Source organism: Pseudomonas sp. Z4-7 (genome assembly GCF_051131965.1).
Taxonomy (GTDB): Bacteria; Pseudomonadota; Gammaproteobacteria; order Pseudomonadales; family Pseudomonadaceae; genus Aquipseudomonas.
Genome location: NZ_CP071642.1, coordinates 5,970,497 through 5,997,326, shown reverse-complemented (window position 1 = coordinate 5,997,326; position 26,830 = coordinate 5,970,497). Strand labels below are relative to the sequence as shown.

The 26,830-nt window shown below is 64.2% G+C and carries 21 protein-coding genes; 11 read left to right on the top strand and 10 right to left on the bottom strand.

Going from position 1 to position 26,830, the window contains the following annotated elements; all coding sequences use genetic code 11:
- Positions 1-4 precede the first annotated feature (4 nt).
- The 10 genes from J3P91_RS27080 to J3P91_RS27035 all read left to right on the top strand — a co-directional run bounded on the left by J3P91_RS27080 (position 5) and on the right by J3P91_RS27035 (position 14,685).
- A complete protein-coding gene (locus tag J3P91_RS27080) occupies positions 5-1,315 on the top strand; it encodes a DotU family type VI secretion system protein (RefSeq protein WP_434602264.1) in 1,311 nt (436 codons plus the stop codon).
- On the top strand, positions 1,312-4,812 hold the full coding sequence (tssM, locus tag J3P91_RS27075; RefSeq protein ID WP_434602263.1) for a type VI secretion system membrane subunit TssM: 3,501 nt from the start codon (positions 1,312-1,314) through the stop codon (positions 4,810-4,812). The genes J3P91_RS27080 and tssM overlap by 4 nt, the downstream gene beginning before the upstream one ends.
- The gene (gene tagF / locus J3P91_RS27070) at positions 4,809-5,465 is read left to right on the top strand and encodes a type VI secretion system-associated protein TagF (RefSeq protein WP_434602262.1); all 657 of its coding nucleotides are present in this window, start codon (positions 4,809-4,811) and stop codon (positions 5,463-5,465) included. Before tssM ends, tagF begins: the two co-directional genes overlap by 4 nt.
- Positions 5,466-6,197 (top strand): PP2C family protein-serine/threonine phosphatase, encoded by a 732-nt coding sequence (locus tag J3P91_RS27065; RefSeq protein WP_434570876.1) that lies wholly within the window; start codon positions 5,466-5,468, stop codon positions 6,195-6,197.
- Entirely contained in the window at positions 6,194-9,280 is a 3,087-nt protein-coding gene (locus J3P91_RS27060) for a protein kinase domain-containing protein (protein ID WP_434602261.1), read from the top strand. Before J3P91_RS27065 ends, J3P91_RS27060 begins: the two co-directional genes overlap by 4 nt.
- Positions 9,280-9,996: an ABC transporter ATP-binding protein gene (locus J3P91_RS27055; RefSeq protein WP_434602260.1), complete on the top strand. Its 717-nt coding sequence runs from the start codon at positions 9,280-9,282 to the stop codon at positions 9,994-9,996. Before J3P91_RS27060 ends, J3P91_RS27055 begins: the two co-directional genes overlap by 1 nt.
- Positions 9,996-11,192 carry an FtsX-like permease family protein gene (locus tag J3P91_RS27050; protein ID WP_434602259.1) on the top strand — a complete coding sequence of 399 codons (1,197 nt, stop codon included), beginning with the start codon at positions 9,996-9,998 and terminating at the stop codon, positions 11,190-11,192. Before J3P91_RS27055 ends, J3P91_RS27050 begins: the two co-directional genes overlap by 1 nt.
- Complete coding sequence (locus J3P91_RS27045) at positions 11,185-12,912, top strand: formylglycine-generating enzyme family protein (RefSeq protein WP_434602258.1); 1,728 nt, start codon at positions 11,185-11,187, stop codon at positions 12,910-12,912. Before J3P91_RS27050 ends, J3P91_RS27045 begins: the two co-directional genes overlap by 8 nt.
- Positions 12,913-12,997: 85 nt before the next feature.
- On the top strand, positions 12,998-13,939 hold the full coding sequence (gene tagQ / locus J3P91_RS27040; RefSeq protein ID WP_305497890.1) for a type VI secretion system-associated lipoprotein TagQ: 942 nt from the start codon (positions 12,998-13,000) through the stop codon (positions 13,937-13,939).
- 365 nt (positions 13,940-14,304) lie between these two features.
- Entirely contained in the window at positions 14,305-14,685 is a 381-nt protein-coding gene (locus J3P91_RS27035) for a helicase (RefSeq protein ID WP_434570887.1), read from the top strand.
- 201 nt (positions 14,686-14,886) lie between these two features.
- Here the strand turns inward: J3P91_RS27035 and J3P91_RS27030 are convergent, their stop codons facing one another.
- The 6 genes from J3P91_RS27030 to exbB form a co-directional block, all read right to left on the bottom strand.
- Positions 14,887-16,284 (bottom strand): HDOD domain-containing protein, encoded by a 1,398-nt coding sequence (locus tag J3P91_RS27030; RefSeq protein WP_434602257.1) that lies wholly within the window; start codon positions 16,282-16,284, stop codon positions 14,887-14,889.
- A 79-nt stretch (positions 16,285-16,363) separates the two neighbouring features.
- Positions 16,364-18,439 carry an ATP-dependent DNA helicase RecG gene (gene recG, locus J3P91_RS27025; RefSeq protein ID WP_434602256.1) on the bottom strand — a complete coding sequence of 692 codons (2,076 nt, stop codon included), beginning with the start codon at positions 18,437-18,439 and terminating at the stop codon, positions 16,364-16,366.
- 9 nt (positions 18,440-18,448) lie between these two features.
- Positions 18,449-19,369: a hydrogen peroxide-inducible genes activator gene (locus tag J3P91_RS27020; RefSeq protein WP_030142183.1), complete on the bottom strand. Its 921-nt coding sequence runs from the start codon at positions 19,367-19,369 to the stop codon at positions 18,449-18,451.
- Between the two features lie 309 nt (positions 19,370-19,678).
- Positions 19,679-20,434, bottom strand: a complete 756-nt coding sequence (locus J3P91_RS27015) for an energy transducer TonB family protein (protein WP_305497900.1) — start codon at positions 20,432-20,434, stop codon at positions 19,679-19,681.
- The gene (exbD, locus tag J3P91_RS27010; protein ID WP_434602255.1) at positions 20,431-20,859 is read right to left on the bottom strand and encodes a TonB system transport protein ExbD; all 429 of its coding nucleotides are present in this window, start codon (positions 20,857-20,859) and stop codon (positions 20,431-20,433) included. The genes J3P91_RS27015 and exbD overlap by 4 nt, the downstream gene beginning before the upstream one ends.
- A 6-nt stretch (positions 20,860-20,865) precedes the next feature.
- Positions 20,866-21,846, bottom strand: a complete 981-nt coding sequence (gene exbB / locus J3P91_RS27005; RefSeq protein ID WP_434602254.1) for a tonB-system energizer ExbB — start codon at positions 21,844-21,846, stop codon at positions 20,866-20,868.
- Between the two features lie 188 nt (positions 21,847-22,034).
- Here exbB and J3P91_RS27000 point away from each other — a divergent pair, with 188 nt between their 5' ends.
- Complete coding sequence (locus J3P91_RS27000; protein WP_434602253.1) at positions 22,035-22,892, top strand: SDR family oxidoreductase; 858 nt, start codon at positions 22,035-22,037, stop codon at positions 22,890-22,892.
- Positions 22,893-23,021: 129 nt separating this feature from the next.
- Here the strand turns inward: J3P91_RS27000 and J3P91_RS26995 are convergent, their stop codons facing one another.
- From J3P91_RS26995 to rpoZ, 4 genes are read right to left on the bottom strand one after another with little or no spacing between them, the layout of a single operon-like run.
- Positions 23,022-23,762 (bottom strand): hypothetical protein, encoded by a 741-nt coding sequence (locus J3P91_RS26995; protein WP_434602252.1) that lies wholly within the window; start codon positions 23,760-23,762, stop codon positions 23,022-23,024.
- Between the two features lie 55 nt (positions 23,763-23,817).
- On the bottom strand, positions 23,818-24,198 hold the full coding sequence (locus tag J3P91_RS26990) for a RidA family protein (protein WP_030142177.1): 381 nt from the start codon (positions 24,196-24,198) through the stop codon (positions 23,818-23,820).
- Positions 24,199-24,233: 35 nt separating this feature from the next.
- Entirely contained in the window at positions 24,234-26,339 is a 2,106-nt protein-coding gene (gene spoT / locus J3P91_RS26985; protein WP_407682909.1) for a bifunctional GTP diphosphokinase/guanosine-3',5'-bis pyrophosphate 3'-pyrophosphohydrolase, read from the bottom strand.
- A 60-nt stretch (positions 26,340-26,399) separates the two neighbouring features.
- Positions 26,400-26,663 (bottom strand): DNA-directed RNA polymerase subunit omega, encoded by a 264-nt coding sequence (rpoZ, locus tag J3P91_RS26980; RefSeq protein WP_003177259.1) that lies wholly within the window; start codon positions 26,661-26,663, stop codon positions 26,400-26,402.
- Positions 26,664-26,830 lie beyond the last annotated feature (167 nt).

Below are 26,830 nucleotides of genomic sequence, written 5' to 3'. Positions count from 1 at the left end.
CGCGATGAGCAACGACGATCGTACCCAGTTCATGCCGACCCCCGGTGGCCGTGGCGCGGACCCTTTCCGCCCGGACCCGGGGCGGCCGCAACCGGCACCCGCGACGGCGCCGCTGTCGATGCCGGCCGCGCCGCTGTTGACCGGCAAAGCCCAGGGCCTCAACCCGCTGGAGAGCGCCGCCGGCCCGCTGCTGGCCCTGCTGACGCGCTTGCGCAGCACCATCGCCCACCCGGCACCGGCCAGCTTGCGCGCCCAATTGCTGGCCTACCTGCGCCAGTTCGAAGAGCGCGCCGAAGCCGCCGGCGTGGTGCGCAACGACGTCTTGCTGGCCCGCTACGCCTTGTGCACCGCGCTGGATGAGGCGGTGCTGAGCACGCCTTGGGGCGGCACCAGCGACTGGGGCAAGCAGAGCCTGTTGATCACCGTCCACAACGAAGCCTGGGGCGGCGAAAAGGTCTTCCAGCTGCTGGAACACTGCCTGCAAAGCCCGCGCGAGCGTCTGTACCTGCTGGAGCTTTTGTACCTGTGCATGTGCCTGGGTTTCGAAGGGCGCTACCGGGTCATGAACGACGGCCGCAGCCAACTGGAAGCGCTGCGCGAACGCACCGCAGCGGTCATCCGCAGCGCCCGTGGCGACTACGAACGCGAGCTGTCGCCGCACTGGCGTGGGGTCACCGTGGCCCGCGATCGCCTGGCGCAGTTCATGCCGCCATGGATCGCCGTGGCCATTGGCGTCGCCCTGTTGCTGGCGTTGCTGTTCGGCCTGCGCATGAAGCTGGCCGCTGATGCCGAGCCGGTGTTCAAGAATATTCATTTCCTCGGCGAAATCCCGGTGCAGACCATCGACCGTCCGGTGGTCCAGCCGAAAGTGATCGAACGTCCGCGCCTGGCCGGGTTCCTCGCCGATGAAATCAGGGCCGGCCGGATTGCTGTGGAAGACGCCGTCGACCGCTCGGTGGTGACCATCCGTGGCGATGAACTGTTCGCCTCCGGCAGCGCCAGCATCAAGGATGATTTCCAGCCGTTGATGCTGCGCATCGCCGATGCCGTGCGCAAGGTCAAGGGCCAGGTGCTGGTGACCGGCCACAGCGACAATCGCCCGATCGCGACCTTGCGGTTTCCGTCCAACTGGGCCTTGTCCGAAGCACGGGCCAGGTCGGTGCTGGACATTCTTTCGGCCAAGACCGGCCAGCCCGAGCGCTTCAGCGCCGAAGGCCGCAGCGACACCGAGCCGTTGGCGTCCAACGCCACGACCGAGGGGCGGGCGCGCAATCGTCGGGTTGAAATCACAGTATTGGCGGAGGGGGTCGAGTGAAGGCGTTTTTCAGTTTCATGACCCGTTGGGTCATCCCGTTGCTGGGGCTGATCGCCCTGAGCCTGATCATCTGGTTCGTCGGCCCGCTGCTCGATTGGCTGGCGCCTGAAGGGCGCCGTTGGGCGCTGATCATCCTGGTGTTTGCGGTATGGATCGCCTATCGCCTGTTCCGCATCATCCAGGCCCGCCGGCAGGCCGCCGAAGTCATGCGCAGCCTGGCCGCGCAGACTCCGCCGGACCCGACCAGCATCGCCACCGCCGAAGAGCTCGAAACGTTGCGCCAGCGCATGGACGAGGCCCTGGCCTTGCTCAAGAAAGCCAAGCTGGGCGGTGACGAGCGGCGCAATCTCTACGAGTTGCCGTGGTACGTGATCATCGGCCCACCGGGCTCGGGCAAGACCACTGCACTGGTCAACTCAGGGCTGCATTTCCCGCTGGCGGCGCAATTGGGCGCCGGCGCAGTACGCGGTGTCGGTGGCACGCGCAACTGCGACTGGTGGTTCACCGACGAGGCGGTGTTGCTCGACACCGCCGGTCGCTACACCACCCAGGACAGCGATGCGACCGTCGACAAGGCCGCGTGGCTGGGCTTCCTCGGCTTGCTGAAAAAACAGCGGGCGCGACGCCCGATCGATGGCGCGTTCATCGCCATCAGCCTCTCGGACCTGCTGTTGGGCAGCGACGCCGAACGTGCCGCCCACGCGGCGGCAATCCGCCTGCGGATCCAGGAGTTGTACACGCAGCTGGGCGTGCGTTTCCCGGTGTACCTGATGCTCACCAAGCTCGACCTGGTGCCGGGGTTCATGGAGTACTTCGACAACCTGAGCAAGGAAGAGCGTGCCCAGGTCTGGGGCATGACTTTCACCCTGGACGACGGCAAGAGCAATGACAGCCCGCTGGCGCACCTGCAAAGCGAATTCGCCCTGCTCGAGCAGCGCCTCAACGACCGCCTGGTCGAGCGCCTGCAACAGGAACGCGACCCGGCGCGGCGCGACCTGATCTACGGCTTCCCGCAGCAGTTCGGTGCATTGAAGGATTGCCTGCAAAGTTTCCTCGACGGCGTGTTCAAACCCAATGCGTTCGAAGAGCGTGTGTTGCTGCGTGGCGTGTATTTCACCAGCGGCACCCAGGAAGGCAGCCCGATCGATCGCCTGATCGGCTCCATGGCCCAAAGCATGAACCTGGACCGCCAGCACCTGGCGCGCCAGACCGGTACCGGGCGCAGTTACTTCATCGAAAAACTCTTCAGCGCCGTGGCCTTCGCCGAGCGCGGGCTGGTGGGGGTGGACCCGAAAGTCGAGCGCCGGCGCAAGTGGATCGCTCGTGGCGTGCTGGCGTCTACCGTGCTGGTGGTGCTGGTGGTCGGCACGTTGTGGTGGGTCAGCTACCGCGCCAACCAGGCCTACATCGCCCAGGTCGACCAGAAGGTCGCGCCGCTGGGCCAGACCGTGCAGAACCTCAGCCCGGCCCAGCGCGACGTACTCGCGGTATTGCCGCTGCTCAACGCCGTGAAGCATCTGGCCGACGATGCTCCGGACTGGGCCGAAGGCCTGGGCCTGTATCAGGGCGACATGCTCGAAGCCGAGTCCGGTAGCGTCTATCGCAAACTGCTGATCGCGGTGTTTGCGCCGCGCCTGCTGACGCGCATCGAAGAGCAACTGCACGGCGGCGGCAACTCGGACTTCCTTTACGAGGGGCTGAAGGCCTACCTGATGCTCGCGGACAACGAGCATTACGACGCCGATTTCATCAAGGCCTGGATTGCGCTTGATTGGGACCGCAGCCTGCCGCGCGACCTGCCGGCCGAACAGCGTCAGGCTTTGACCGGGCACTTGCAGGCGCTGTTCGAGCGGCGTCCGCCGACCGCGCGCCTGGACCCACGCCTGATCGAGGACCTGCGCCGCCAGCTGCAACAACTGCCGGTGGCCCAGCGCGTCTACGACCGCATCAAACGGCAGAAGCTGCCCGACGGCATCCCCGACTTCCGCATCAACGAAGCCGCCGGGCGTGACGCCGCGCTGGTGTTCAGCCGCAAGAGCGGCAAGCCGTTGGGTGAACCGCTGAGCGGCTTCTTCACGGTCAAGGGTTACCGTCAGGGCTTCTTGCTCTCCAGCCTGAGCCAGACCGGCACCCTCGCTGAAGAGCAATGGGTGCTGGGCTTTGAGCAGGCCGATCAGCAGAACGTCGCCAGCCTCGCCGCCGATGTGCGTCGCTTGTACTTCCAGGACTACATGCGCCAATGGGATGCCTTGCTGGCCGACATCGACTTCGTCCCGATCACTAGCGTGGCCCAGGCTGCCGATGTGCTGCGGGTGATTTCCGGCCCGACCTCGCCGCTGAAAAAACTGCTGGTGGCGGTGGCGAAGGAAACCGACCTGCAACAGGACGAACGCCTGCTCGCCGCCCAAGGCGTACCGGCGGGCGACGGCGTGGACAAGCTCAAGGAGCGCCTCGGCAGCCTGCTCGGCCAGGAGCAGGCAACGCCAAACGCGCCGCAAACCAGCGATGACCCGATCACCGCGCACTTCGCCGAGCTCAACAGCATCGTCAGCAAGAGCGAAGGCGAACCGGCGGCCATCGACGGCCTGCTGTCCGACATGAACGCCCTGTATGTGCAGGTCAGCGCCATGGTCGGCGCCAGCGGCGACGCCTTGCTCGGCGAGGCCAAGAACCAGGCGTCGGCCGCGGCGACCCGCGTCAGCCTCAACGCCGAACGCCAGCCACCGCTGGTGCAGGGCTTGGTCAAGTCGGTGGTCAACTCCACCACCAACACCATGATGGGCGGGGTGCGCAATCAACTGAACGCCGCCTGGACCAGCGAAGTGGTGAACATCTATCGCCAATCCCTGGCCGGGCGCTACCCGATGTCGCCGGGCAGTGCGCGGGACGCGACCCTCGATGACTTCGGCCAGTTCTTCGGCGTCGGCGGGGTGATGGACAACTACTTCCGCAAATACCTGCAACCGTACGTGGATACCTCGACGCAGACTTGGCGCTGGCAGCCGGGCGCGGCGCAGAAGCTCGGGATTTCCCCGGGTGTGCTGCAAACCTTCCAGCGCGCGGCGACCATTCGCGATGCGTTCTTCCGTTCCGGCGGCACGCAGCCGATGGTGCGCTTCGAGCTAAAGCCGGTGGCGATGGATTCGACCATCACCCAATTCCTGCTAGACCTCGACGGCCAGCAGTTGAGCTACGACCACGGCCCGAGCCGGCCGACCGCCATGCAATGGCCGAACCCGGGCAGCATCGGTGTGGTGCGCATCTCGATCATGCCGCCGTCGTCCAGCGGTCGTTCCGGCATCACCTTGGATGGGCCATGGGCCTGGTTCCGATTGCTGGAGCAGTCGGACCTGACCGCCGGCAACTCGCCGGATCGCTTCAACCTGCGGCTGCGGGTCGATGGCGCCAGCGCCTCTTACGAATTGCGGGCCAACAGCGCCTTCAACCCATTCAAGAGCCGGGTACTCAGTGGGTTCAGCCTGCCGGAGCGCCTATGAGCAGTACAGCGGGTTTCTATGGAAAGTTGGCCAGCCGTGGAGACTTCGTCAGCCGTGGCTTGCCGCAGAGTTTTATCGGCCCGTGGGACTCGTGGCTGGCGGCGGGTTTGCTCGCCAGCCAGGCCAGCCTCGGCGAGCGTTGGCTGGATGCCTATCTGGTCAGCCCGCTGTGGCGCTTCATGGTCGCGCCCGGCGTGTGCGGGCCGGACGCTGCCGTTGGCGTGGTGATGCCAAGCATTGACCGGGTCGGGCGGTATTTCCCGCTGACCGTTGCAGCGTTGCTCGACCCGGATGCCGACCCGGCCTCGGTGGTCGGCGGCGCGGACGACTGGTTCGAGCGGGTCGAGAACCTGCTGTTGAGCACACTGAACGTGGAGGCCAGTTTCGAAGCCTTCAACGCGGAGCTGGAAACCCTGGATGGCCCGATGTACCTGCCGCGCACCCCGAGCAGTCGCTTCGCCAGCCTGCATCGCTTCGATGCCACCGATTCGCAGCGGCGAATGAGCGCCCTCGCCGAGTCGGCTTGCGAAGGCGTCAGCCTGTGGTGGGGCCAGGGTTCGGAGCGCATCGCGCCCGGTTTGATGCGGTGCCAGGGACTGCCGGCCGCCGCTGATTTTGCGCAATTTTTGCTCGGCCAAGAAGGTGTTGTGTAGATGCGTCCAAGTGCTGGAAAAGCCTTCAAGTCTGCAAGCAAAAGCCATGTCGGCATGGTCCGCCAGGTCAACGAGGACGCCTGCCTGGACCTGCCGGAAAACGGCCTGTGGGTGGTCGCCGACGGCATGGGCGGGCACGCGGCGGGCGACTACGTCAGCAGCCTGATTGTCGACAGCCTGCGTAGCATTGCGGTGGGCCGTTCCCTGGACGAGTACATCGCGGCGCTGCAAAGCGACCTGCTGCGGGTCAACGCCGCCGTGCGCGAAGAAACCGCCAACCGTGGCGTGACCATGATGGGCAGCACCGTGGTGGTGCTGGCCACGCGCGACCTGCGCGGCATGTGCCTGTGGGCCGGTGACAGCCGCTTGTACCGCTTGCGCGATGGCGTGCTGGAAGGCATCTCGCGCGACCACAGCTATGTCCAGGATCTGCAGGACAGCGGCCTGCTCAGCGAGGCCGAAGCCCGTGTGCATCCGCGGGCCAACATCGTCACCCGCGCCATCGGCGTCGAGGCGCAATTGAACCTGGCGATGACCGAGCTGCTGCTGGTGCCCGGCGACAGCTACCTGCTGTGCAGCGACGGCTTGACCAAGACCGTCGAGGACGAAGAAATCCGAGAAGTATTGAGCCACGACGAGCCCGGCGAAATCGCCAGCAGCCTGGTGTCCCTGGGTCTGATGCGCGGCGCGCCGGACAACATCACCGTGGTCGTTGTGAAGGTGCCGTCATGAGCTTGCCCCTGAATATTGTCATCCCCGGCTACGACATCGATGGCGAGATCGGCGAAGGCGCGATGGCCAGCGTGTACCTGGCGACCCAGCGTTCGCTTGAGCGCAAGGTCGCGTTGAAAGTCATGGCCGCGGCGCTGGCGGCCGACCCGACTTTCTGCGAGCGTTTCTTGCGCGAGGGCAAGACCCTGGCGCGCCTGTCGCACCCGCACACTGTCACCATCCATGACATCGGCAATGTCGGTGAGCTGTACTACATGGCGATGGAATACCTGCCCAACGGCACGCTCAAGGAACGCATCGCCGCGGGCCTGACGCCGGAGCAGGGCCTGACCTACATCCGCCAGATCGCTTCGGCCCTGGGGTACGCCCACGGCCTGGGCCTGGTGCACCGTGACGTCAAGCCGGCCAACATCCTGTTTCGCGCCGATGGCACGGCGGTGCTGTCGGACTTCGGTATCGCCAAGTCCTTGGACGACCGCACCCAATTCACCCAAGCCGGTTTCGCGGTTGGCACACCGAGCTACATGAGCCCTGAGCAAGCCCGTGGGCAAGACATCGACGGCCGCGCCGACCTGTACGCCCTGGGCGTGGTGCTCTACGAGATCCTCGTCGGCAAGCTGCCGTATATCGGCAACGACGCGCTGTCGACGGCCCTGGCCCACCTGACCGAACCGCTGCCGGAATTGCCGGTGCACCACGGTCGTTACCAGGAAGTGCTGCGCAAACTGCTGGCAAAGGATCCGGCGGAGCGTTTCCCGGATGCGACTGCGTTGCTGCGCGCGTTGGATAACCTGCCAGAGGAATCGTCGGAAGCGACGCTGATCCGGCCGTTGTCGTTTGAGCTGCCTGTCGCGCCGCCTCCGGTGGATGACTTGGCCGGCCTGACGCCCACGTCCATCGACATTCCCAGTGGCCCGGCTTACGCACAACCGCAGCCCAGGCCGGTCCCGCCGCCGGTAAAACCGACGCCTCAGTCGCCGGTATCGGAGCAACGCAAGCGGCCGGTGTTCGCCCTGGCCGCCGTTGCGGTCGCCGTGGCGCTGGCCTTGGGCGGCGCAGGTTATTGGTGGTTGGCCGGTGACAATGGCAAAAAAGTGAAGACGCCAGTGACTACGACCACCTCGGTCAAGCCACCGGAAGTGAAGCCACCGAAGGCCCCGGAAGTGCCAGCGGTCAAGCCTCCCGTCGCGCCTCCGGCTCAGCCCCCCGTGGCGACCGAGGCCGATGGCGGCCAGCGACCATTGCTGATGGCCGGTAAAAAAACCCTGTTCCAGCGTGTGCTCAGCAAGCCGGGGGCGAAACTCGCCGACGCGCCGGGCGCCGCGGCGGGCAAGTCGCTGCCGGCGTTCTCGGTGTTGTATGTGTATCAGCGCAAGGACGTGGATGGCAGCGCCTGGGTGCGGGTCGGCGCGGCCACCGACGGGCGCAGCGACGGCTGGCTGCCCGCCGCCCAGGTCAGCGACTGGAAACAGAGCCTGGTACTCAAGTTCACCGAACGCTCCGGCCGTGCGCCGGTGATGTTCCTGCGCCAGCCCGGCGAAGTGGAAAAGCTCCTGGCGAACCCTTCGGCCGCGAAAAATGCGTTGCTCAAGGCCCAGCAAAGCCCTCAGGACAACCAGCAGGTGCTGGCCCTGGAACCGGCCGCCAGCGCCGTACCGCAAAACCAGTTCTACCTGTTGCCGATCTTCGATTCGCGTGAAAGCTTCGACGACAACGGCCAGCCGGTGCAGTTGCTGAACGTCGCCTCCATCGACCCCGGCAACACGCAAAAGGCCGCGACCAACACGCCGATCACCACCGCCAATGCCGACGCGTTCCGTACCGCCGTGGTGCTGGTGGTGGACACCACCGTGTCCATGCAGCCCTATATCGATCAGGTCCGCGACGTGGTGCATCAGTTGCAGACCCGCATCGGCGAACGTGGCGAGTTGGACAGTGTCAGCTTCGGCATGGTCGGTTTCCGCAGCAGCATCAAGAAAACCCCGGGCCTGGAGTACACCGCCAAGACTCTCATCACGCTGGAGCAGGGTCGCGACCCGCAACGCTTCCTGGAGATGGCGCGGCAGGTCAAGGCGTCTACCGTGTCGAGCCATTCGTTCAACGAGGATGCGTTTGCCGGGGTCATGGAAGCCGTGGAAGGCATGGACTGGTCCGGTTACGGCGGGCGCCTGATCCTGCTGGTGACCGATGCCGGTGCCCTGCGCAAGAACGACCCGTTTGCCGCGACGCAAATGAACGAGGCCGAAGTGCGCCAGGCGGCGTTGGGCAAGCAGATCAAGATCTACGCCCTGCACCTGCTCAGCGACGCCGGCAAGAAAACCCACGCCGGCGCCCAGACCCAGTACCGCACCCTGACGGCCGACGCCAATCCGCAGATCGGCGACCTGTACATCCCGGTGCCGGGCGCCGACGTGCGCAAGTTCGGCGAGCGGGTCGACGAGATCGGCTCGGTGTTCGCCGATCTCGTGCACCAGGTGCGCAGCAACAAGCCGCAAAGCGTGCCGCTGCTCAGCGCCGCGCCAAGCCTGGCGGACAAATCGGCGGCGGTCGGTTACGCCATGCACATGGATTTCCTCGGCCGCAAGAGCGCCAGCCAGGCGCCGCAACTGGTCAGCGCCTGGACCGCCGACCGCGACCTGACCAACCCGGCGCTGCCGGCGTTCCAGGTCTGCGTGATGCTGACCAAGCTGCAGCTCAACGACCTACAGCAATCGCTGAAGCTGATCGTCGACGCGGCCCGCAAGACCCAAAGTTCGCCCAAGGATTTCTTCCAGGAAATCGCCAGTGCCAGCGCCTACATGAGCCGCGACCCGTCGGCCCTGCGCAAGGGCGGCAACCTCGCCACCGGCGGGATCCTCGGCGAGTACCTGGAAGGGCTGCCGTATCGCAGCAAATCGCTGAACATGACCCAGGACCTGTGGCTGTCCTTGAGCGTGGCCGAGCAGGAAGATTTCATCGACGAGCTGGAGTCGAAGATCCGTCTCTACGAAACCTTCCACAACGATCTCGCCAACTGGGTGCGTTTCGGCGATGCCGAGCCGGGCGATGCCTTGTACCGCGTTCCGTTGTCGACGTTGCCGTGATGCTGAACCTGAACGCCGTGCACAAAACCCGGGGCACCGGCGGCCAGCGCTACAGCCTGGTGATTCCACGGCTGCAACTGCGTGGCGGTGAACAACTGGCGGTAGTCGGCCCCAGCGGCTGCGGCAAGAGCACCCTGCTGGACTTGCTCGCCCTGGTGCTGGCGCCGGATCAGGCCGGGCAATTCGATTTCACGCCCGCCAATACACCGCTGGACATCGCCAAACTGTGGCGTGCGTCGCAACAGGAAACCTTGGCCGAGCTGCGCAGCCGTCACCTGGGCTATGTTCTGCAAACCGGAGGCCTGCTGGGTTTCCTGGACGTGCGCGGCAACATCGCGTTGTCGCGCAAATTGCTGGGCTTGAAGGATGACGGCAGCGTGACGCGCCTGGCTGAACAACTGGACATCGCCGATCAACTGGACAAGAAACCGACGGACCTGTCCGTGGGTCAGCGCCAGCGGGTCAGTTGCGCCCGCGCTTTGGCCCATGGCCCGCGCCTGCTGTTGGCCGATGAGCCGACCGCCGCGCTGGACCCGTTGAACGCCGAGCGCGTCATGCACTTGCTGGTGACCCAGGCCCGCGAGCAGGGTGTGTGCTGCGTCGTTGCCACCCATGACGAGGCGCTGGCCCGCGCCAGCGGCTTGCAGGTGCGGCGTATCAGCTGCCGTCGCGACACGGACGGCGGCGTCACCGCCACCCTTGGGGAGGCTTGCTGATGCGCGGCGCGCTGGTGGCTTCCCTGGCCTGGCAGGATTATCGCAACGACGCCTGGCTGTCGGCCTGTTCGGTGCTGGCGCTGGTCGCCGTGGTGGCGCCGTTGCTGGTGTTGTTCGGCCTGAAGTTCGGTCTGGTCAGCAGTCTGACCGAGCGCCTGGAACGTGACCCCGCGACCCGGGAAATTATCCCCTTGGGCGGTGGCCGTTTCAGCGCCGGATTCGTCGAACAACTGGGGCAGCGCAACGACGTGGCTTTCGCCTTGCCGCGCACCCGGCAGATCGCGGCCACGGCGGACCTGAGCAATGAGGCTTCGGCGGTCACGGTCGAAATGATTCCCACGGCCATGGGCGATCCGCTGTTCGGCCAACTGCCGGTGCCGCAAGGCCTGGAGCAAGTGGTGCTCAGCCAGACCGCCGCGGAAAAACTCGGCGCCAGGGCCGGCGATTGGTTGCAGGCCAGTTTCGGCCGGCAGGTGGCCGGTCGTAGCGAGGCGCAGCGCACACGGGTGCAGGTGCTGCAGGTGCTGCCGCTGGAGGCCTTCGCCCGGGACGGTCTGTTCGCGCCACTGGCATTGCTCGAGGCGGCGGAGGATTACCGTGACGGCCGGGCCGTGCCCGCGTTCGGCTGGCCGGGCGATGCGCTGGGCGAGGCCGGGCAGCGGGTTTATCCGGCGTTTCGTTTGTATGCCCGCAGCCTCGGCGATGTCGAGCCGCTGCGTCAGTACTTCGCCGGACAGAACCTGCTGGTGTCGACCCAGGCCCAGACCATCGCACAAGTGCAATCGTTGAGCCGCAACCTCTCGATCGTGTTCTGGATCATCGCCGGGTTGGCGCTGGCCGGTGCGTTCGCGGCGATTTTTGCCGGCGCCCTGGCGGCGGTCGAGCGCAAGCGCCGGGAGCTGTCGGTGTTGCGCCTGTTGGGTGTGTCCACCGCGGCGCTGTTGTTGTTCGTGGTCTTGCAGGCGCTCTACAGCGCCACGTTTGCGGCCCTGCTGAGTGCTGGCCTGTATGGCCTGGCGCAGTCGGGCCTGAATCATTTATTTGCGCAGATGCCCGGCGAATACGCCAGCCATCTGCTGATGCGTCATTACACCTTGGCCCTGGTGGCCGTGCTCGGCGTCAGTGCCGTTGCGGCGGCCTGTGGCGGTTGGCGGGTGGCGCGCATCCAGGCGTGTGAAGGAATTCGCGATGTATAAGTTATTGGGCGCCGCCGTGGCGCTGAGCCTGGCCGGTCTGGTCTGGGCTGATGAAGGCACGGATAAACTGGACAACCCCAAGCCATTGCCCGACGACGTCAGCCTGCCGCTGCCGTGCGAGGGGCAGATGGTGTTCCGCTACGTCTACATCCTCGCCCAGGGCACCCTGGACGACCGCGAGATCAGCCTCGGCTACCCGTTCAGTGAAGGCGAGGCGGGCTATCAACAGTCGTTCATTTCCGGCTACCGGCGCGATTTCATCAACGGCCAGTTCACCCTCAAGGATTTGCCCAAGGACTGGAACAAGACCATCACGCCGTTGATGCCCAAGACTGACGCCAAGACGCCGCTCAAGCCGATGTTGTACTTTATCGGCAAATACGAGGTTACCGCCCGCCAGTACGCCCAGGTCATGGCCCAGGCCCAGTCGCTGGCCAGCGGCGAGCCGGCGCCGACTTGCGAAGCGTTGCTGGCCGAGTTGCCCCAAGGCATGGCCGGGCGCTTGCCCAAGGTGAAGCTGTCGAAATTCGAGGCCGAGCGCTTCTCGGCGGTATACAGCGCCTGGCTGATGAAATACCACAAGGACCTGTTGCCGGTCAGCGGCCGCGGTACCTCCGCTGAAGACGGTGGGCTGGGCTTCGTGCGCCTGCCCACCGAGGTCGAATGGGAATTCGCCGCCCGTGGTGGACATGCCGTGAGCCGCCAGGACCTGGAAGGACGATTGTTTCCCCGCCGCCTGGAAGGCAGCGAAAGCGACGGGCCATTGGCCGAGTGGGCGGTGTTCAACCAGGTCGCCGGCGGCACCGGCCAGGCGGCGCGACTGATGCCCATCGGCACCAAGCTGCCGAACCCGATCGGGTTGTTCGATGTGGTGGGCAACGCCGCCGAGATGGTCCAGGAATCCTTCCAGCTTGTGCATGCCGGCCGCCGTCAGGGCGCCTATGGCGGTTTTGTGGTCAAGGGTGGCAACTACCTGGAAGGCGAGGGCACGTTGTTTACCGGCATGCGCCGCGAGTACCCGTTGTTCGCCGCCGATGGCACCGAACAGAGCAACGAAACCACCGGCTTTCGCGTGGCCGTCGGGGCGTTGTCGGCGCCGCGCTCGCGCTACAAGGAATTGTTCGCCCAATGGCAGAAGGAAGGCCGGCTCGCGTCCCTCACCGATGCCATCGACGATGCCGAAGACCCGACCAAGCGCCTGGACAGCATCATCGCCGCCAGCGCCGACCCGCGCCTGCAAGCCGAGCTGGGATTGGTCAACGAAGAACTCAAGCGCAACGTCTCGCTCATTGCCCAGCAGCGCGAGGAAGCGGCGGGCAACCTGATCCAGTCTTCGGCCCTGGTGGCGGAGACCATCAACAACTACAACATTCGCCTGACCAACCTGCAAAACAGCCGGCAGGCGGCCCTGGACGCCAAGGACGAGGCCAGCGCCACGTTGTTCGCCACGGCCATCGACAACGGCCGCAGCGCGCTGGATGGCGCGGTGGCGATCTACATCGACAACCTGGCAACCGGCACGCGCTACACCGATGCCGTGATCCAGGCGCAATTCCAGCGCATCAAGGAAGAGCTGGAGCGCAAACCGGTACTGGGCAAGAGCCTGGTGGCGCGTGCAACGTTATTCGTTCGTCATGTCGGGGATTATCGTCAGCAGAAACGAGCCGACCCGGCGGCGATATTGAAGGAATTGCTCGCATCGAGCGCTCAGCGGTCTTGAGTGTTCGTTGTCAGCGAGCTTGGAAGGGACTCAGGCGGCGATAGGGCTGTGCTGAGCTGGTCAAAACTTAAACGAGAACACAACTATGCTTTTCTCCCGTAAACCTTTTGCTTCGGTTTCCAAGCGTCATTTGCTGATGGTCGCTGTTGGCTTCAGCACCGTGCTGACCGGCTGCGCCACGTCGCCGACCTCCAAGGTCGCTTCGAGCACCAAGGTCGAGTACTACCCGAACTGCTACGAGCCGGTGCAGCACCTGCGCTCCACTGAAGGCAACATGACCAAGTCGGTGGTCACCGGCGCAGCCGTCGGCGCCGTCGGCGGTGCCTTGCTGGGCGCGCTGACCGCTGACAAGGAAGACCGTGGCCGCAATGCCGCCATCGGTGCCGCGGGCGGCGCCCTGGCCGGTGGTGCTGCCGGTTACTACACCGAGCGCCAGAAGCAGATCGCCGATGACAACATGCGCATCGCCTCCTACGCCGCCGATGTCAGCAAAAGCGCTTCGGACATCGACCGCAGCACCGCGTACGCCAAGGCTTCGCAACAGTGCTACCAGAACGCGTTCAGCAAACTGGTCGCCGACCGCAAGGCCAAGACTGTCAACGACACCGAAGGCCGCAAGCGCCTGGCGGAAATCGTTGCCGGCCTGAAAGAGTCCAACGACCTGATCGTCGCCGTGAACGGCAAAGCCGCCGAAGACCTGAACAACTACACCCAGGCCTATGAAAAAGACCTGCAGCAAGTGGGTGTGCAGCGTACCGACGTGGTGACCGTGGCCACTGCTGATACCACGCAAGTTGTGGCGGCACAGACCAGCACCAAGAATAAAAAGAAAGTGACGCCGGCGAAGAAGAAAGAGCTGCCAACCGTGCCGAAAGAAGCGGTCGCCACCGAGAAGACCCTGCAGACCGCCAAGGCCAAGCAGGATGAAGGCAAGCAGGTCGCCAGCGCCGGCACCACCCAGGTCAACAGCATGTGCAAAAACCCGGACCTGGGCGATTGGGCACCGGTGCCTTGCCCGAATGTCTGATTGATTGATGACGGTTGGTCACTCCCTCAGGGGGGTGATCATCGCGTAAAACCTGTGGGAGCGCGCTTGCTCGCGATAGCGTCCGTTCAGTTGGCATTGATGTCGACTGAGGCACCGCTTTCGCGAGCAGGCTCGCTCCCACAGTTGTTTTGTGTGTAGCTGAAAGATCCGCATCAACCCCAAATCCCTGTGGGAGCGAGCCCGCTCGCGAAAGCGTCCGTTCAGTCGGCATCAATGTAAACGTGACTTGGCAGTCATCATGCAGGATTCCAGGTCTATCTTCCGCAAACCGGATTCGATGATGGCGTTCTGGTGCGGAATCGCTAAACTGCGCCGGCCGTTCATTTTCTCACGAGGCTGTGCCCATGAAATTTCGTTTGCTGCTGTGGATGCTCGGGTTGTTGATGGGCAAGGCCAGTCGTAACAATCCGGCGTTCCAGCAACAGTTGGCCGACCGGGAGCTGGTGTTCCAGCTGCAAACCCTGGACGGCAAGGTCGCCAGGCATTACACCGTGAAGAACCAGCGCATCACCAGCCACTCCGGTGTGTACCCGACACCGGCCTTCGCCATCGCCTTCAAGGATGCAGCCTATGGCTTCGCCACGCTCCAGGCGAAGAACAAGCAGTTGGCATTCATGACCGGGATCCAGGACAAATCGATCCAGATCAAAGGCAACCCGGCGCTGGTGATTTGGTTTCAGGGGTTGATGAAGTATTTGAAGCCGAGGAAACCGAAGAAGGTTTAACCAAGATCCCTGTTTGGTCCGGGGTCATGGTTAACACCCGTGGCGAGGGAGCTTGCTCCCGCTGGGCTGCGCAGCGGCCCCAAGATGGGCTGGCGCGATCCTTCAGGCGGATCGCGTCGGCTGGTTTCGCGACTTGCGCAGCCGAGCGGGAGCAAGCTCCCTCGCCACGGAGGCTCATCAGTGAGCTTGTCCAGCAGCTGATCAATGGCTGAACTGCGAAGCCAGTTCCCGCAGCAGCACTTCGGCTTCGAGCACTTTGCTCACCACGTCGTTGGCCTTTTCCCGGGTCAGCCCCACGCGTTCGAGCAGCGAGTCCGGGATGTCCTCGTCCGGGCCCGAGCCGATGCTGCGCGAGCGCAGCAGGCGCACGGCCAGGCACACCAGGTTCGGGTAGGCGGCGTATTCGCCGTCGTAGTGCGGGTCGTGCTGGAAGCGCAGGGCGGTGGCCAGTTCGTCGGGCATGTCCCAGTAGCGCATCAGCCAGGCGCCAATCTGCTCGCGACTGATGCCCAGCAAGTGCTGCTCCACGTAGCTGTGGCACAGGTGCGGGTTGACCTCCAAGTGCCGGCAGATCAGTGAGAAATGCGGCGGGAACACGTGGGCCAGCAACAGATAGCCGAAGTTGTGCAGCAGCCCCGACAGGTAGGTCAGGCCGCCTTCGGGGCGCTGGGCGCGCGGCATGGCGCGGGTCAGGCCTTCGATGACGGCTGCGGTGTAGATCGATTGTTGCCAGTAAGGCGTGGTGTGTTGCGGATGGTCCTTGGGCAGGCTCAGGGTCTTGCCCAGGGCCAGGCCCAATGCCAGGTTGATCACCAGGTCGAAGCCCAGCACCCGGACAATGGCGTCTTCCACCGAGCGAATCTTGCCTGGCGAGGCGTAGTACGGCGACGCGGCCCAGCTCACCACTTGCGCGGCCAGGGCCGGGTCGGTTTCCACCACGCCGGTGATGTCATCGATGGTCGCATCGGGATCGACCCGCAACTTGATGATCTTCTGCGCGGTTTCGGCCAGCGGCGGAATCTCGATGGTTTCTTCCAGGCGTTGCTGGATACGCCGCGCGGTGAAGGCCTGCACGGCCATGGTGATTTCCTTGCGGTCGTCGTCCGGGCGGTCCAGGTTTGGCGTGATATTGCTCAAAGGCTCGCCGAACGTCGCGGCGCTGGCCTTGGTGAGCATGGTCTTGAAGGCTTCGCTGGTGACTTCCAGGAGCAGCCCTGGCTCGCCGGAGTTGATCAGCAGTTTCGGCTCGCGCAGCAGGCCTTCTTCATACAGGCACGGCGAGCTGGTGAGCGCTGGCAGGCCGGGCAGCAGGCTCAGGTTGTGCTTGCCGAGCATGCGTTCCAGGCGCTCGGTCTGCACTGCCGTGAGCTTACGACCAGTGAGCTCGGCCAGCCGGTTAAGGTCCAGCAACTGATTTTGCGGAAACAGGACCATGAGCGCGCCGACAGCGTCGTGCAGCAGCACGGCCTGCACTTTACGAGCGGGGTTCAAGCCCGGTCGCTCGATGACTTCGTCAAAGGCGATGCCCAATTTCTCGAGCAACTGCCGAATAACAGACGGAGCGTGCGGGGTTTCGGGGACGAGGGCAGCTTCGGTCATGGTCTGTATCCGTTTTCCTACAAGTTGGTCAGTATAACCAGCTTGTCGGGCAGGCGCGTCCAGAAAACTGAGCGCGTGCTCACACTTGGCCGTATTGCTGCCCGTGGCGCAGCCAGCGATCCAACAGCGGGCTGACGTGGTCCGGCCAGCGCTCCAGCAACGCCTGGGCGGCGTCGCGGACCGCAGGGAGCAGGTCGGCGTCGCGCATCAGGTCGGCTACCTTGAATTGAAGCAGACCGGTCTGGCGCGTGCCGAGCATTTCACCCGGGCCGCGCAGTTCGAGGTCTTTTTCGGCGATGACGAAACCGTCGTTGGTTTCACGCATGATGCCCAGCCGCTGGCGGCCGATCTGTGACAGCGGCGGGTGGTACAGCAACACGCAATGGCTGGCCGCGCTGCCCCGGCCGACCCGGCCACGCAACTGGTGCAACTGCGCCAGGCCCAGGCGCTCGGGGTTCTCGATGATCATCAGGCTGGCGTTGGGTACGTCGACGCCGACCTCGATCACCGTGGTCGCAACCAGCAATTGCAAGGCGCCGGCCTTGAATTCGGCCATGACCGCGGCTTTCTCGGCAGGCTTCATGCGACCGTGGATCAGCCCGACCTTCAGTTCGCCAAGGGCGGCGGTGAGGTCCTCGAAGGTGGTTTCAGCCGCCTGGCAGGTCAGCTCTTCCGATTCCTCGATCAAGGTGCACACCCAATAGGCTTGCCGGCCTTCGGCGCAGGCGCTGCGCACGCGCTCAATCACTTCGACCCGCCGGGTGTCGGTGACCAGCACGGTGTTGACCGGCGTGCGGCCCGGGGGCAGTTCGTCGAGGATCGAGGTGTCGAGGTCGGCGTAGGCGCTCATCGCCAGGGTCCGCGGAATCGGTGTGGCGGTCATGATCAACTGGTGCGGGCACATTCGTCCGCCCACGCCTTTCTGGCGCAGGGCCAGGCGCTGCTGGACGCCGAAGCGGTGTTGTTCGTCGATAATTACCAAGGCCAGGTTCTTGAATTGCACTTCGTTCTGGAACAGGGCGTGGGTGCCGACCACCATCGGCGCGCCCTCGGCGATCTGCGCCAGGGCGGCGACGCGGTTCTTGCCCTTGAGCTTGCCGGCCAGCCAGGCGACTTCGATGCCCAGTGGTTCGAGCCAGCGCTGGAACGTGATGAAGTGCTGTTCGGCGAGAATTTCGGTTGGCGCCATCAACGCCACCTGATAACCCGCCTCCAGCGCTTGCAGCGCGGCAAGAGCGGCGACCACGGTCTTGCCGGCACCCACGTCGCCCTGGATCAACCGCAGCATCGGCTCGGGCTGGCTCAGGTCGTAGGCAATTTCATTGCCGACCCGTTGCTGGGCCCCGGTGGGGGTGAAACCGAGATTGGCCAGGTAGCGGGCCGGCAGTTTTGTCGCCTTGGGCATGGCCGGGGCGCGCAGCGAGCGCAGGCTTTCGCGCAGGCGTTGCTGGGACAGTTGATGGGTCAGTAGCTCTTCGAACGCCAGGCGATGCTGGGCCCAGTGATGTCCAAGGGCGAGTTCTTCGACGTCGGCATCGGCGGGCGGGTGGTGCAGATAACGAATCGCGTCGGCCAACGGCGCCAATTGATAGTCCCGCGCCAGTTCCTTGGGCAGCCAGTCCGGCAGGCTGGTGGGGCCGAGCATCGTCAGGGTCTGCTGGCAGAGCTGGCGCAAGCGCTGCTGGGTCAGGCCTTCGGTGAGCGGATAGACCGGCGTCAGGGTTTCAGCCACTGGCGGCGGTTCATCGCCGGTAATCGCGCGGTATTCCGGGTGGTAGATTTCCAGCCCGGACGCGCCGGGCCGCGCCTCGCCGTAGCAGCGCACGCGGGTGCCCCGCTTGAGGCCTTCCTTCTGCGCGTTGCTGAAATGGTAGAAGCGCAGGCTGAGCCCACCCGTGCCGTCCTGCAGGCGCACCACCAGGCTGCGCCGCCGGCCCATGACCACGTCGGCGCCGCTGACCGTGCCTTCCACCACCGCATCCTGCCCGGGTCGCAAATGGCCGATGGGCACCACGCGGGTGCGATCCTGGTAACGCAGCGGCAGGTGGAATAGCACGTCCTGGAGGGTTTCCAGGCCGACCTTGGCGAGTTTCTCGGCCATGGCTTCACCGACACCCTTGAGTGCCGTGACCGGCACTTTCGACAGCTCAGTCATGGCAGCGGCTTACTTGGCGGCGGGCGGCTTGGCCACGGAACACAGGCGGATCGAATCGGCGAGGATCTCGATGGCCTTGGGTCGCGGGAAGCTGGCGCGCCAGGCGATGGCAACGGTGCGGAACGGCACCGGCGCGGTCAATGGACGGACTTCGATCACGCCGGGTGAGTAATGATGGCTGTCCACCGCCGACAGCGGCAGGATCGAAATGCCCAGGCCGGAGGCGACCATGTGGCGAATGGTTTCCAGGGAGCTGGATTCCACCGTGGTGTGCTTGGCGCCTTCGCTGCCCTTGGTCAGGGTCGGGCAGGCTTCGAGCACCTGGTCGCGGAAGCAGTGGCCTTCGCCAAGCAACAGCAGGCTCTTGTCATTGAGCAGGGCGGCGTCGATGGTTTTTTTCTGGGTCCACGGGTGTTGGGCCGGCATCAGGACGTAGAACGGCTCGTCGTAGAGCGGCAGGGTCAGGACATCGGCTTCGTTGAACGGCAGGGCGATGATGATCGCGTCCAGCTCACCGTTGCGCAGCTTGTCGCGCAGCACATGGGTGAAGTTTTCTTCGATGTACAACGGCATCTGCGGGGCGACCCGGTGCAGTTGCGGGATCAGGTGCGGGAACAGGTACGGGCCGACGGTGTAGATCGCGCCGACTTTCAGCGGGGCAGTCAGCTGGTTCTTGCCGGCCTGGGCCAGTTCGCGAATGCCCTGGGCCTGTTCCAGGACTTTTTGCGCCTGGGCGACGATGCCTTCACCGACCGGCGTCAGGCGCACCGCGCTTTTGCTGCGCTCGAAAATAAGCACACCGAGTTCGTCTTCAAGCTTTTTCACGCCCACCGACAGCGTCGGTTGGCTGACATGGCAACGCTCGGCCGCATGGCCGAAGTGCTGCTCTTGGGCGAGGGTCACGATGTAGCGTAATTCTGTGAGGGTCATGGCGAGCGTCCGTGAAGTTGCAAGCCAAGCATACCGGCTGCAATCGATAGACGCACGTTATCAGACTGGAGGCGCGGTGCGACACTGGCGAATGCCTGTGTGGTCGTTGCCGGATATGAAAAAGGCATCTTTCGATGCCTTGGTTTCATCGTGGCGAGGGAGCTTGCTCCCGCTGGCCTGCGCAGCAGGCCCCGGTTCGGTGGAGGTGATCAGTCTGATGCATTGCATTCACCGGTTTGGGGCCGCTGCGCGGCCCAGCGGGAGCAAGCTCCCTCGCCACAAGATTCACCCTGCCATTGGGTATTTGGGTCAGCGCCGGCGCTTGTCGATGGAGTACAGGAACGGTGCCGTCAGTTCGACCGTGCCGTTGCTCAGCAGGTCGGCCGGTGGCTTGGGCAGCGGTTGGGCGCGGCGGATCATTTCCAGGGTGGCCCGGTCCAGATCGGCGTTGCCTGACTTGCCCACCAATTCGAACGACACCACGTTGCCTTCGGCATCCACCACGAACCGCAAGCGGTTCATGCCTTCCTTGCCACGTGCCTGGGCGCTGGCCGGGTACTTCTTGTACTTGCCCAGGTGCGCCAGCAACGTACCTTGCCAACTGGCCTTGGCGGCCATCTGCGCGGGCGATGGGCCAGGGGCCGGTTGCGCGGACTTCTCCGTCGGTGCCTGGGTCGGCTGAGTGTCGGCGGGCTTTTGCTCCGACGGCGTTTCCTTCGGCGGCTCCGGCTTTTTCTCCACCGGCTTTGGCTTGGGCGGCTGTGGTTTTGGCTTTGGCTTGACCGGTTTGGGCACGGCGATTTCCGCCTTCGGCGCCTCGGCCAGTTTAGGCAGCGGCAGCTCTTCGACCGGCTCGGGCGGTTGCGGCGGCGTGACGACTTTTGGCGGCGCAGGCGGTGGCGGTGCTGGAACCGGCGCCAGTTCGACCATCATCGCCTGGGGAGGCAATTCGATGGGCGCACGCGTCGTCCAGTTCAGCGCCAGTGCGATGGCAAGCGCATGCACGCCCAGCACCACGGCCAGGCTACCGCTGTAACGCGTCAGCTTTTGGCGCGTCGTGATCATTTCTTCGGCGCCGTCTCGAGTCCGACCAGACCGACCTTCAGGTAGCCGGCGCCACGAAGTGCGTCCATCACGCTCATCAGGTCGCCGTAGTCCACGCCTTTGTCGGCCTGGAAGAAGATCGTCGTGTCTTTCTTGCCCTGGGTCCTGGCGTCCAGGGTCGCGCCGAGGCTGTCGACCTTGATTTCCTCTTCACCGAGGAACAGGCGCTGGTCGGCCTTGACGCTCAGGAACACCGGTTTCTCCGGGCGTGGCGAAGGCTTGGCCGTCGACGCGGGGAGGTCTACCTTGATGTCCACGGTGGCGAGCGGGGCGGCCACCATGAAGATGATCAACAGCACTAGCATCACGTCAATGAATGGCGTGACGTTGATTTCGTGGTTCTCGGCCAGATCGTCGTCTGCGCCTTCTTTCAAATGCAGGCCCATGGCCGATTACCCCACTTTCACCATGTGCGGTTGCGAGCTGCGCTCGGGCGGCAGGTGGTCGAGGTCGCGACTGACCAGCAGCAGGACTTCGGCCGAAGCGTCGGAGACCTGGGCCTTGTAGCCGGCGATGGAGCGGGCGAAGACGTTATAGATGACCACGGCCGGGATCGCTGCGACCAGGCCCAAAGCCGTCGCCAGCAGAGCTTCGGCGATGCCGGGAGCAACGACGGCGAGGTTGGTGGTCTGGGTCTTGGCGATGCCGATGAAGCTGTTCATGATCCCCCACACGGTGCCGAACAGGCCGACGAAGGGCGCGGTGGAACCGATGGTGGCGAGTACGCCGGTGCCGCTACTCATGTTGCGACCGCAGGCCGCGACCAGGCGCTCGAGACGGAAGCTCACGCGTTCCTTGATGCCTTCCTTCTCGCGGCTGTTGGCCGACAGGCGCATCTCTTCGAGCGCATCGTGCACCAGCAGGTTGGCGAGGGTGCCTTCCTTGCCGGCGGTGGTGCTGGCTTCCTTGAGGGTGGCGGCTTTTTTCAGGGCGGCGATCTCGCCACGCAAGCGGCGCTTGGCACCCAGCAGCTCGAAGCCTTTGGCGATCCAGATGGTCCAGGTGATGATCGAGGCGATGGCCAGGCCGATCATCACGGCTTTGACGACCACGTCGGCGTTCTTGTACATGCCCCAGGGCGACAGGTCGTGGGCCATGCCCAGGGTGTTGTCGGCTTCAAGCACTTGAGGCGCGTCGGCTGCGCTGGCTTCGACGGCCTGGGCCGGATCCGTGGCCACTGGCGTCGCAACAGGGGCGGCCGGGTCGGCAGGTGCCTGTGCGGCAGCAGGCGCGGTGGCCGGTGTCGTGGCGGGCGTCTGTGCATCAGCGAAGGCGGCGCTCGGCGCCAGCACCAGGCTGAGCAGCAAGGCTGCCACGGCGCCCCAGGCGCGAGGTTGGTTGGTTGGCGAAGCGGAAGAAAGAGAGCGTGTCATGCTGGCCGGACCTGAGAGGAAAAGAAGGTTGATGTTCTTCCAGGCCTCGTGAGGCCGAGAACAAAAGTGGCGAGCATTATTGCAAGTAATTCTTGTTAACAAAAGTAATACAGTTACTTTTTTTGTCGCATGGCTAGCCGCTGGTCCCTCTGGCAGCTAGGCTGCGGCTTTTCCAAAAGGAGATCCTGATGCCCGCGCCTTCTGTTTTGATTGCCGGTTGTGGTGATGTCGGCGGTCGCCTGGCCACGAAATTGCTGGCGGCTGGCTGGCATGTTTACGGGCTGCGCCGTGATGTCTCGCGGTTGCCGGAGGGTGTGACTGGCGTTGCCGGCGACCTGTTCAACGAAGACTGCCCAATGACTTGGCCGGTGGGCGCTATCGATTATGTGGTTTATTGCGCCGCCGCCACCGACCACGATGAGGATGGCTATCGGAAGGCTTACGTCCAGGGGCTGCAGAACGTGCTGAGTTGGTTGGGTGACTATGGACAGGTGCCCGATCGACTGATTTTTGTATCCAGCAGCAGCGTGTATGGCCAGCAGGACGGTGCATGGATCGATGAGACCTCCGAGACTGTCGCTACCGGCTATTCCGGACGCCTGATGCTTGAGGCCGAGCAGGTAGCACTAAAGAGCGGTATTCGCGCAAGTGTCCTTCGCCTGACGGGCATTTATGGCCCGGGCCGCGAATGGCTGCTCACGCAAGTGCGTCGGGGTTATCGCGTGGCGACGGAGCCGCCGCTCTATGGCAACCGGATTCATGCGGACGATGCTGCTGGATTGCTGGCGTTTCTGTTGGAAAAGGATCGGCAGGGCGGACAGCTGGAGGATTTCTACATCGGTGTCGACGATGCACCTGCGCCGTTGGCCGAAGTGGTGGGTTGGCTACGCGAATATCTGGGCGTGACCGAGTGGGCCGATGACGCCAGCGTGCGTCGCACGGGTAGCAAGCGTTGCAGCAATGCCCGGGCGAAGGCGTTGGGCTGGGTGCCCCGTTATCCGAGTTATCGCGAGGGGTATGCGGCGATTCTGGAACGGCGCTGCTGACTTTCCTGTCGCCGCAAAAGCAACTGTGGGAGCGAGCTTGCTCGCGATAGCGGCGTAACAGTCAACTCGATGTCGAGCGTTATGGCCTCATCGCGAGCAAGCTCGCTCCCACAGGGATGGCACACTGAGTTACTGTTTCTCCAGTACCCAGCGCCGGTCACCCGGCGTGAACGAAGGCATTTCATCGGCCAGCGCCGCATTCACGGTCTGGAAGATTTCCAGCTTCTTGCCATTACGCGCGAAGATCCAGGTGTTGCCCTGGCCGTTCTGCTGCAGCCAGATGTTGTCGTTGCCGCCGCTCATCGAGGCGCAGTCGCCGGCCAGGCACAAGGCGTAGCGATCAGCGCCCGGCAGGCCGCTGACCTGGCCGTCGGGCTGGAATTGCACCGTGGCGCCTTGGCCGGGGCCTTCGGCGATGTTCCAGGTGCCGCCCAGGTAGGCGCCATACAGTGCCCGCTCGAAGCTGGCGCCGATGGGCGCGCCGTCCGGGACCTGCACCTTGGCGCGCTCGAATACCTGCTGCGGTTCGTTTTCGGTGGCAGCCTGGCTCAGTTGGTCGCCGTCGCGCTTCAGTTCGCTGGCCGAGCTGCCATAAAAATCGACTTTCCAGGCACCGTCTTCTTCGCCGAGCAGCTTGCCTTCGACGTTTTCAAAACCGTTGGTGTAGCGCGCCTGACCGGCCCGGGTGTTGACGTCCCATTCCAGGTTCGGGCCGTAGCCTTGCAGCGCTTCGCGCAAAGGGCCGCCCTTGGCGGCAGCGTCAATGGCGGCCTGGTTGATCCAGGTGCCGCTGATGTCACGGTCGGCAGGGTCGCTGGCGCAACCGCCGAGAATCAGGGCGAGCAGCGAGAAAGCAAGCGCGTTGCGCATGGAGGAATCCTTTCAGAACGAAAACGGCGCAGCGGAGGAAGCTGCGCCGGGTTTATTACTCGATGACCAGGATGGCGTCCATCTCGACCTGGGCACCCTTCGGCAGGGCGGCCACGCCAATGGCGGCGCGGGCAGGGTAAGGCTGGTCGAAATACTTGCCCATGATCTCGTTGACCTTGGCGAAGTGGCTCAGGTCGGTGAGGAAGATGTTGAGCTTGACGATGTCCTTGAACGAACCGCCGGCAGCTTCGGCCACGGCCTTCAGGTTCTCGAAGACCTGCACGGTCTGGGCTTCGAAGCCCTCGACCAGCTCCATGGTTTTCGGGTCCAGCGGGATCTGGCCCGACATGTACACCGTGTTGCCCGCCTTGATCGCCTGGGAATAAGTACCGATGGCGGCCGGGGCCTTGTCGCTGGAAATAACGGTCTTGGTCATTCATGACTCCTTGTAATGAGGGCGGCTATAAAGCGCTATGCGCGCATGCGGGTGATGCGAATGACCCCGGTCAGGGCGCGCAGTTTCTTGATCACGCGGGCCAGGTGCACACGGTCGTGCACGCTGACCACCAGTTGGACGACGCTGATGCGGCCGTCGCGTTCGTCCATGCTGATTTTCTCGATGTTGCCGTCGGCGGCGTTGACGCTGCTCGCCAGCAAGGCGATCAGGCCGCGCTGGTGTTCGAGTTCGACACGCAGCTCGACGTTGAATTCGCCGGTGACATCCTTGGCCCACGAAAGTTGGATGCATTTTTCCGGGTTGTGGCGGATTTCGCTGATGTTGCGGCAGTTGTCCAGGTGCACCACCATCCCCTTGCCGGCCGACAGGTGGCCGACAATCGGGTCGCCCGGTATCGGCGTGCAGCACTTGGCGTAGCTGAGCACCAGGCCCTCGGTACCGCGAATCGCCAGCGGACCTTCGGGGCTTGGCAGCTGTTCGCCTTCGCCGAGCAGGCGGCGGGCGACGACATAGGCCATGCGGTTGCCCAGGCCGATGTCTTCGAGCAGGTCTTCGATCAATTCGAGGCGGTACTCGTTGAGCATGACCTGCACACGCTCGGCCGGGATCTTGTCCAGCGAGCTGTCGAAACCGTTCAGCACTTTGTTCAGCAGGCGTTCGCCAAGGCTGATGGATTCGGAGCGACGTTGCAGCTTGAGCGCGTGACGGATGTGCGTGCGGGCCTTGCCGGTGACCACGAAATTGAGCCACGCCGGGTTCGGCCGCGCACCGGGGGCGCTGACGATCTCCACGGTGGAGCCGCTTTGCAGCGGTTCGGACAACGGGGCCAGGCGGCGATTGATGCGACAGGCGATGCAGCTGTTGCCGACGTCGGTGTGCACGGCGTAGGCGAAATCCACCGCGGTGGAGCCTTTGGGCAGCTCCATGATCCGGCCCTTGGGCGTGAAGACGTAGACCTCGTCCGGGAACAGGTCGATCTTGACGCTCTCGATGAATTCCAGGGAGTTGCCGGCGCGCTGCTGCATTTCCAGCACACCCTTGACCCATTGGCGGGCGCGGGCGTGAGTGCTCTTGGGCTGTTCATCGCCGCTGGATTTGTACAGCCAGTGGGCGGCGATGCCGTTGTTGGCCATCTCTTCCATTTCACGGGTGCGGATCTGGATTTCGATCGGTACGCCATGCATGCCGAACAGCGTGGTATGCAGCGACTGGTAGCCGTTGGCCTTGGGGATCGCGATGTAGTCCTTGAAGCGCCCCGGCAATGGTTTGTACAGATTATGCACAGCACCGAGCACGCGGTAGCAGGTATCGACCTTGTCGACGATGATCCGGAACGCGTAGACGTCCATGATCTCGTTGAAGGCTCGGCGCTTGCCGCGCATTTTCTTGTAGATGCCGTAGAGGTGTTTCTGCCGCCCGCTGACTTCGCCTTCGATGCCGTCGATTGCGAGGCAGTGGCTCAGCGACTCTTCGATCTTGTTGACGATTTCCTTGCGATTGCCCCGGGCGCGCTTGACGGCCTGGTTGATCCGCGCCGAACGCATCGGGTGCATGGCCTTGAAGCCCAGGTCCTCGAACTCGATGCGGATCGCGTGCATACCCAGCCGGTTGGCGATGGGTGCATAGATTTCCAGGGTTTCCTTGGCGATGCGCCGGCGTTTTTCGCCGGACAGCACTTCCAGGGTGCGCATATTGTGCAAGCGGTCGGCGAGCTTGACGAGGATCACCCGGATGTCGCGCGCCATGGCCATGGCCATTTTCTGGAAGTTCTCGGCCTGGGCCTCGGCCTTGGTCTCGAAGTTCATTTGGGTCAGCTTGCTGACCCCGTCGACCAGCTCGGCCACGGTTTCGCCGAACTGCGCTTGCAGCGCTTCCTTGGCAATGCCGGTGTCTTCGATCACGTCATGCAGCATCGCCGCCATCAGGCTCTGATGGTCCATGTGCATGTCGGCAAGAATATTCGCCACCGCAAGCGGGTGCGTGACGTACGCCTCGCCGCTGCGGCGGCGCTGGCCGTCGTGGGCTTGTTCGGCGTAGAAATAGGCTCGGCGGACCAGGTTGACCTGGTCCGTGCCGAGGTAGGCCGATAAGCGATCGGCGAGGGCGTCTATGCTCGGCATGATGATGACTCCTGCCGTCTGCTGTGACCCCGCGCCTTGCTACGTCGACCAGGCATAGGCTTAGACCGCCTCGTTGGACTCGTCCTCGAACGCTGCGAACAGCGGTTCGTCTTCAACGATTTCAGCGTTGGCGATGAACTCGTAGCTCATCAGGCCTTCGGCGATTTCACGCAGCGCTACCACGGTAGGCTTGTCGTTTTCCCACTGGACCAACGGCTCTTTGCCACCGGTGGCCAGTTGACGGGCACGCTTGGTAGAGAGCATGACCAGCTCAAAGCGGTTTTCCACGTGTTCTAGGCAGTCTTCAACGGTTACGCGGGCCATGGTATTCCTCGGAGCGAATGCAATATGCGCGCTGCCCGGTTGGGCGAGCGGACTCGACAGTTTAAAAAAACACCAGCGTTTAGGGAAGCGCTGATTTTTTGAGCAAACCCCTCGGCGCGCTGCGACTACCAATGTAAAGCCGTCGCAGCGGTTTTGGGAAGGGCTGT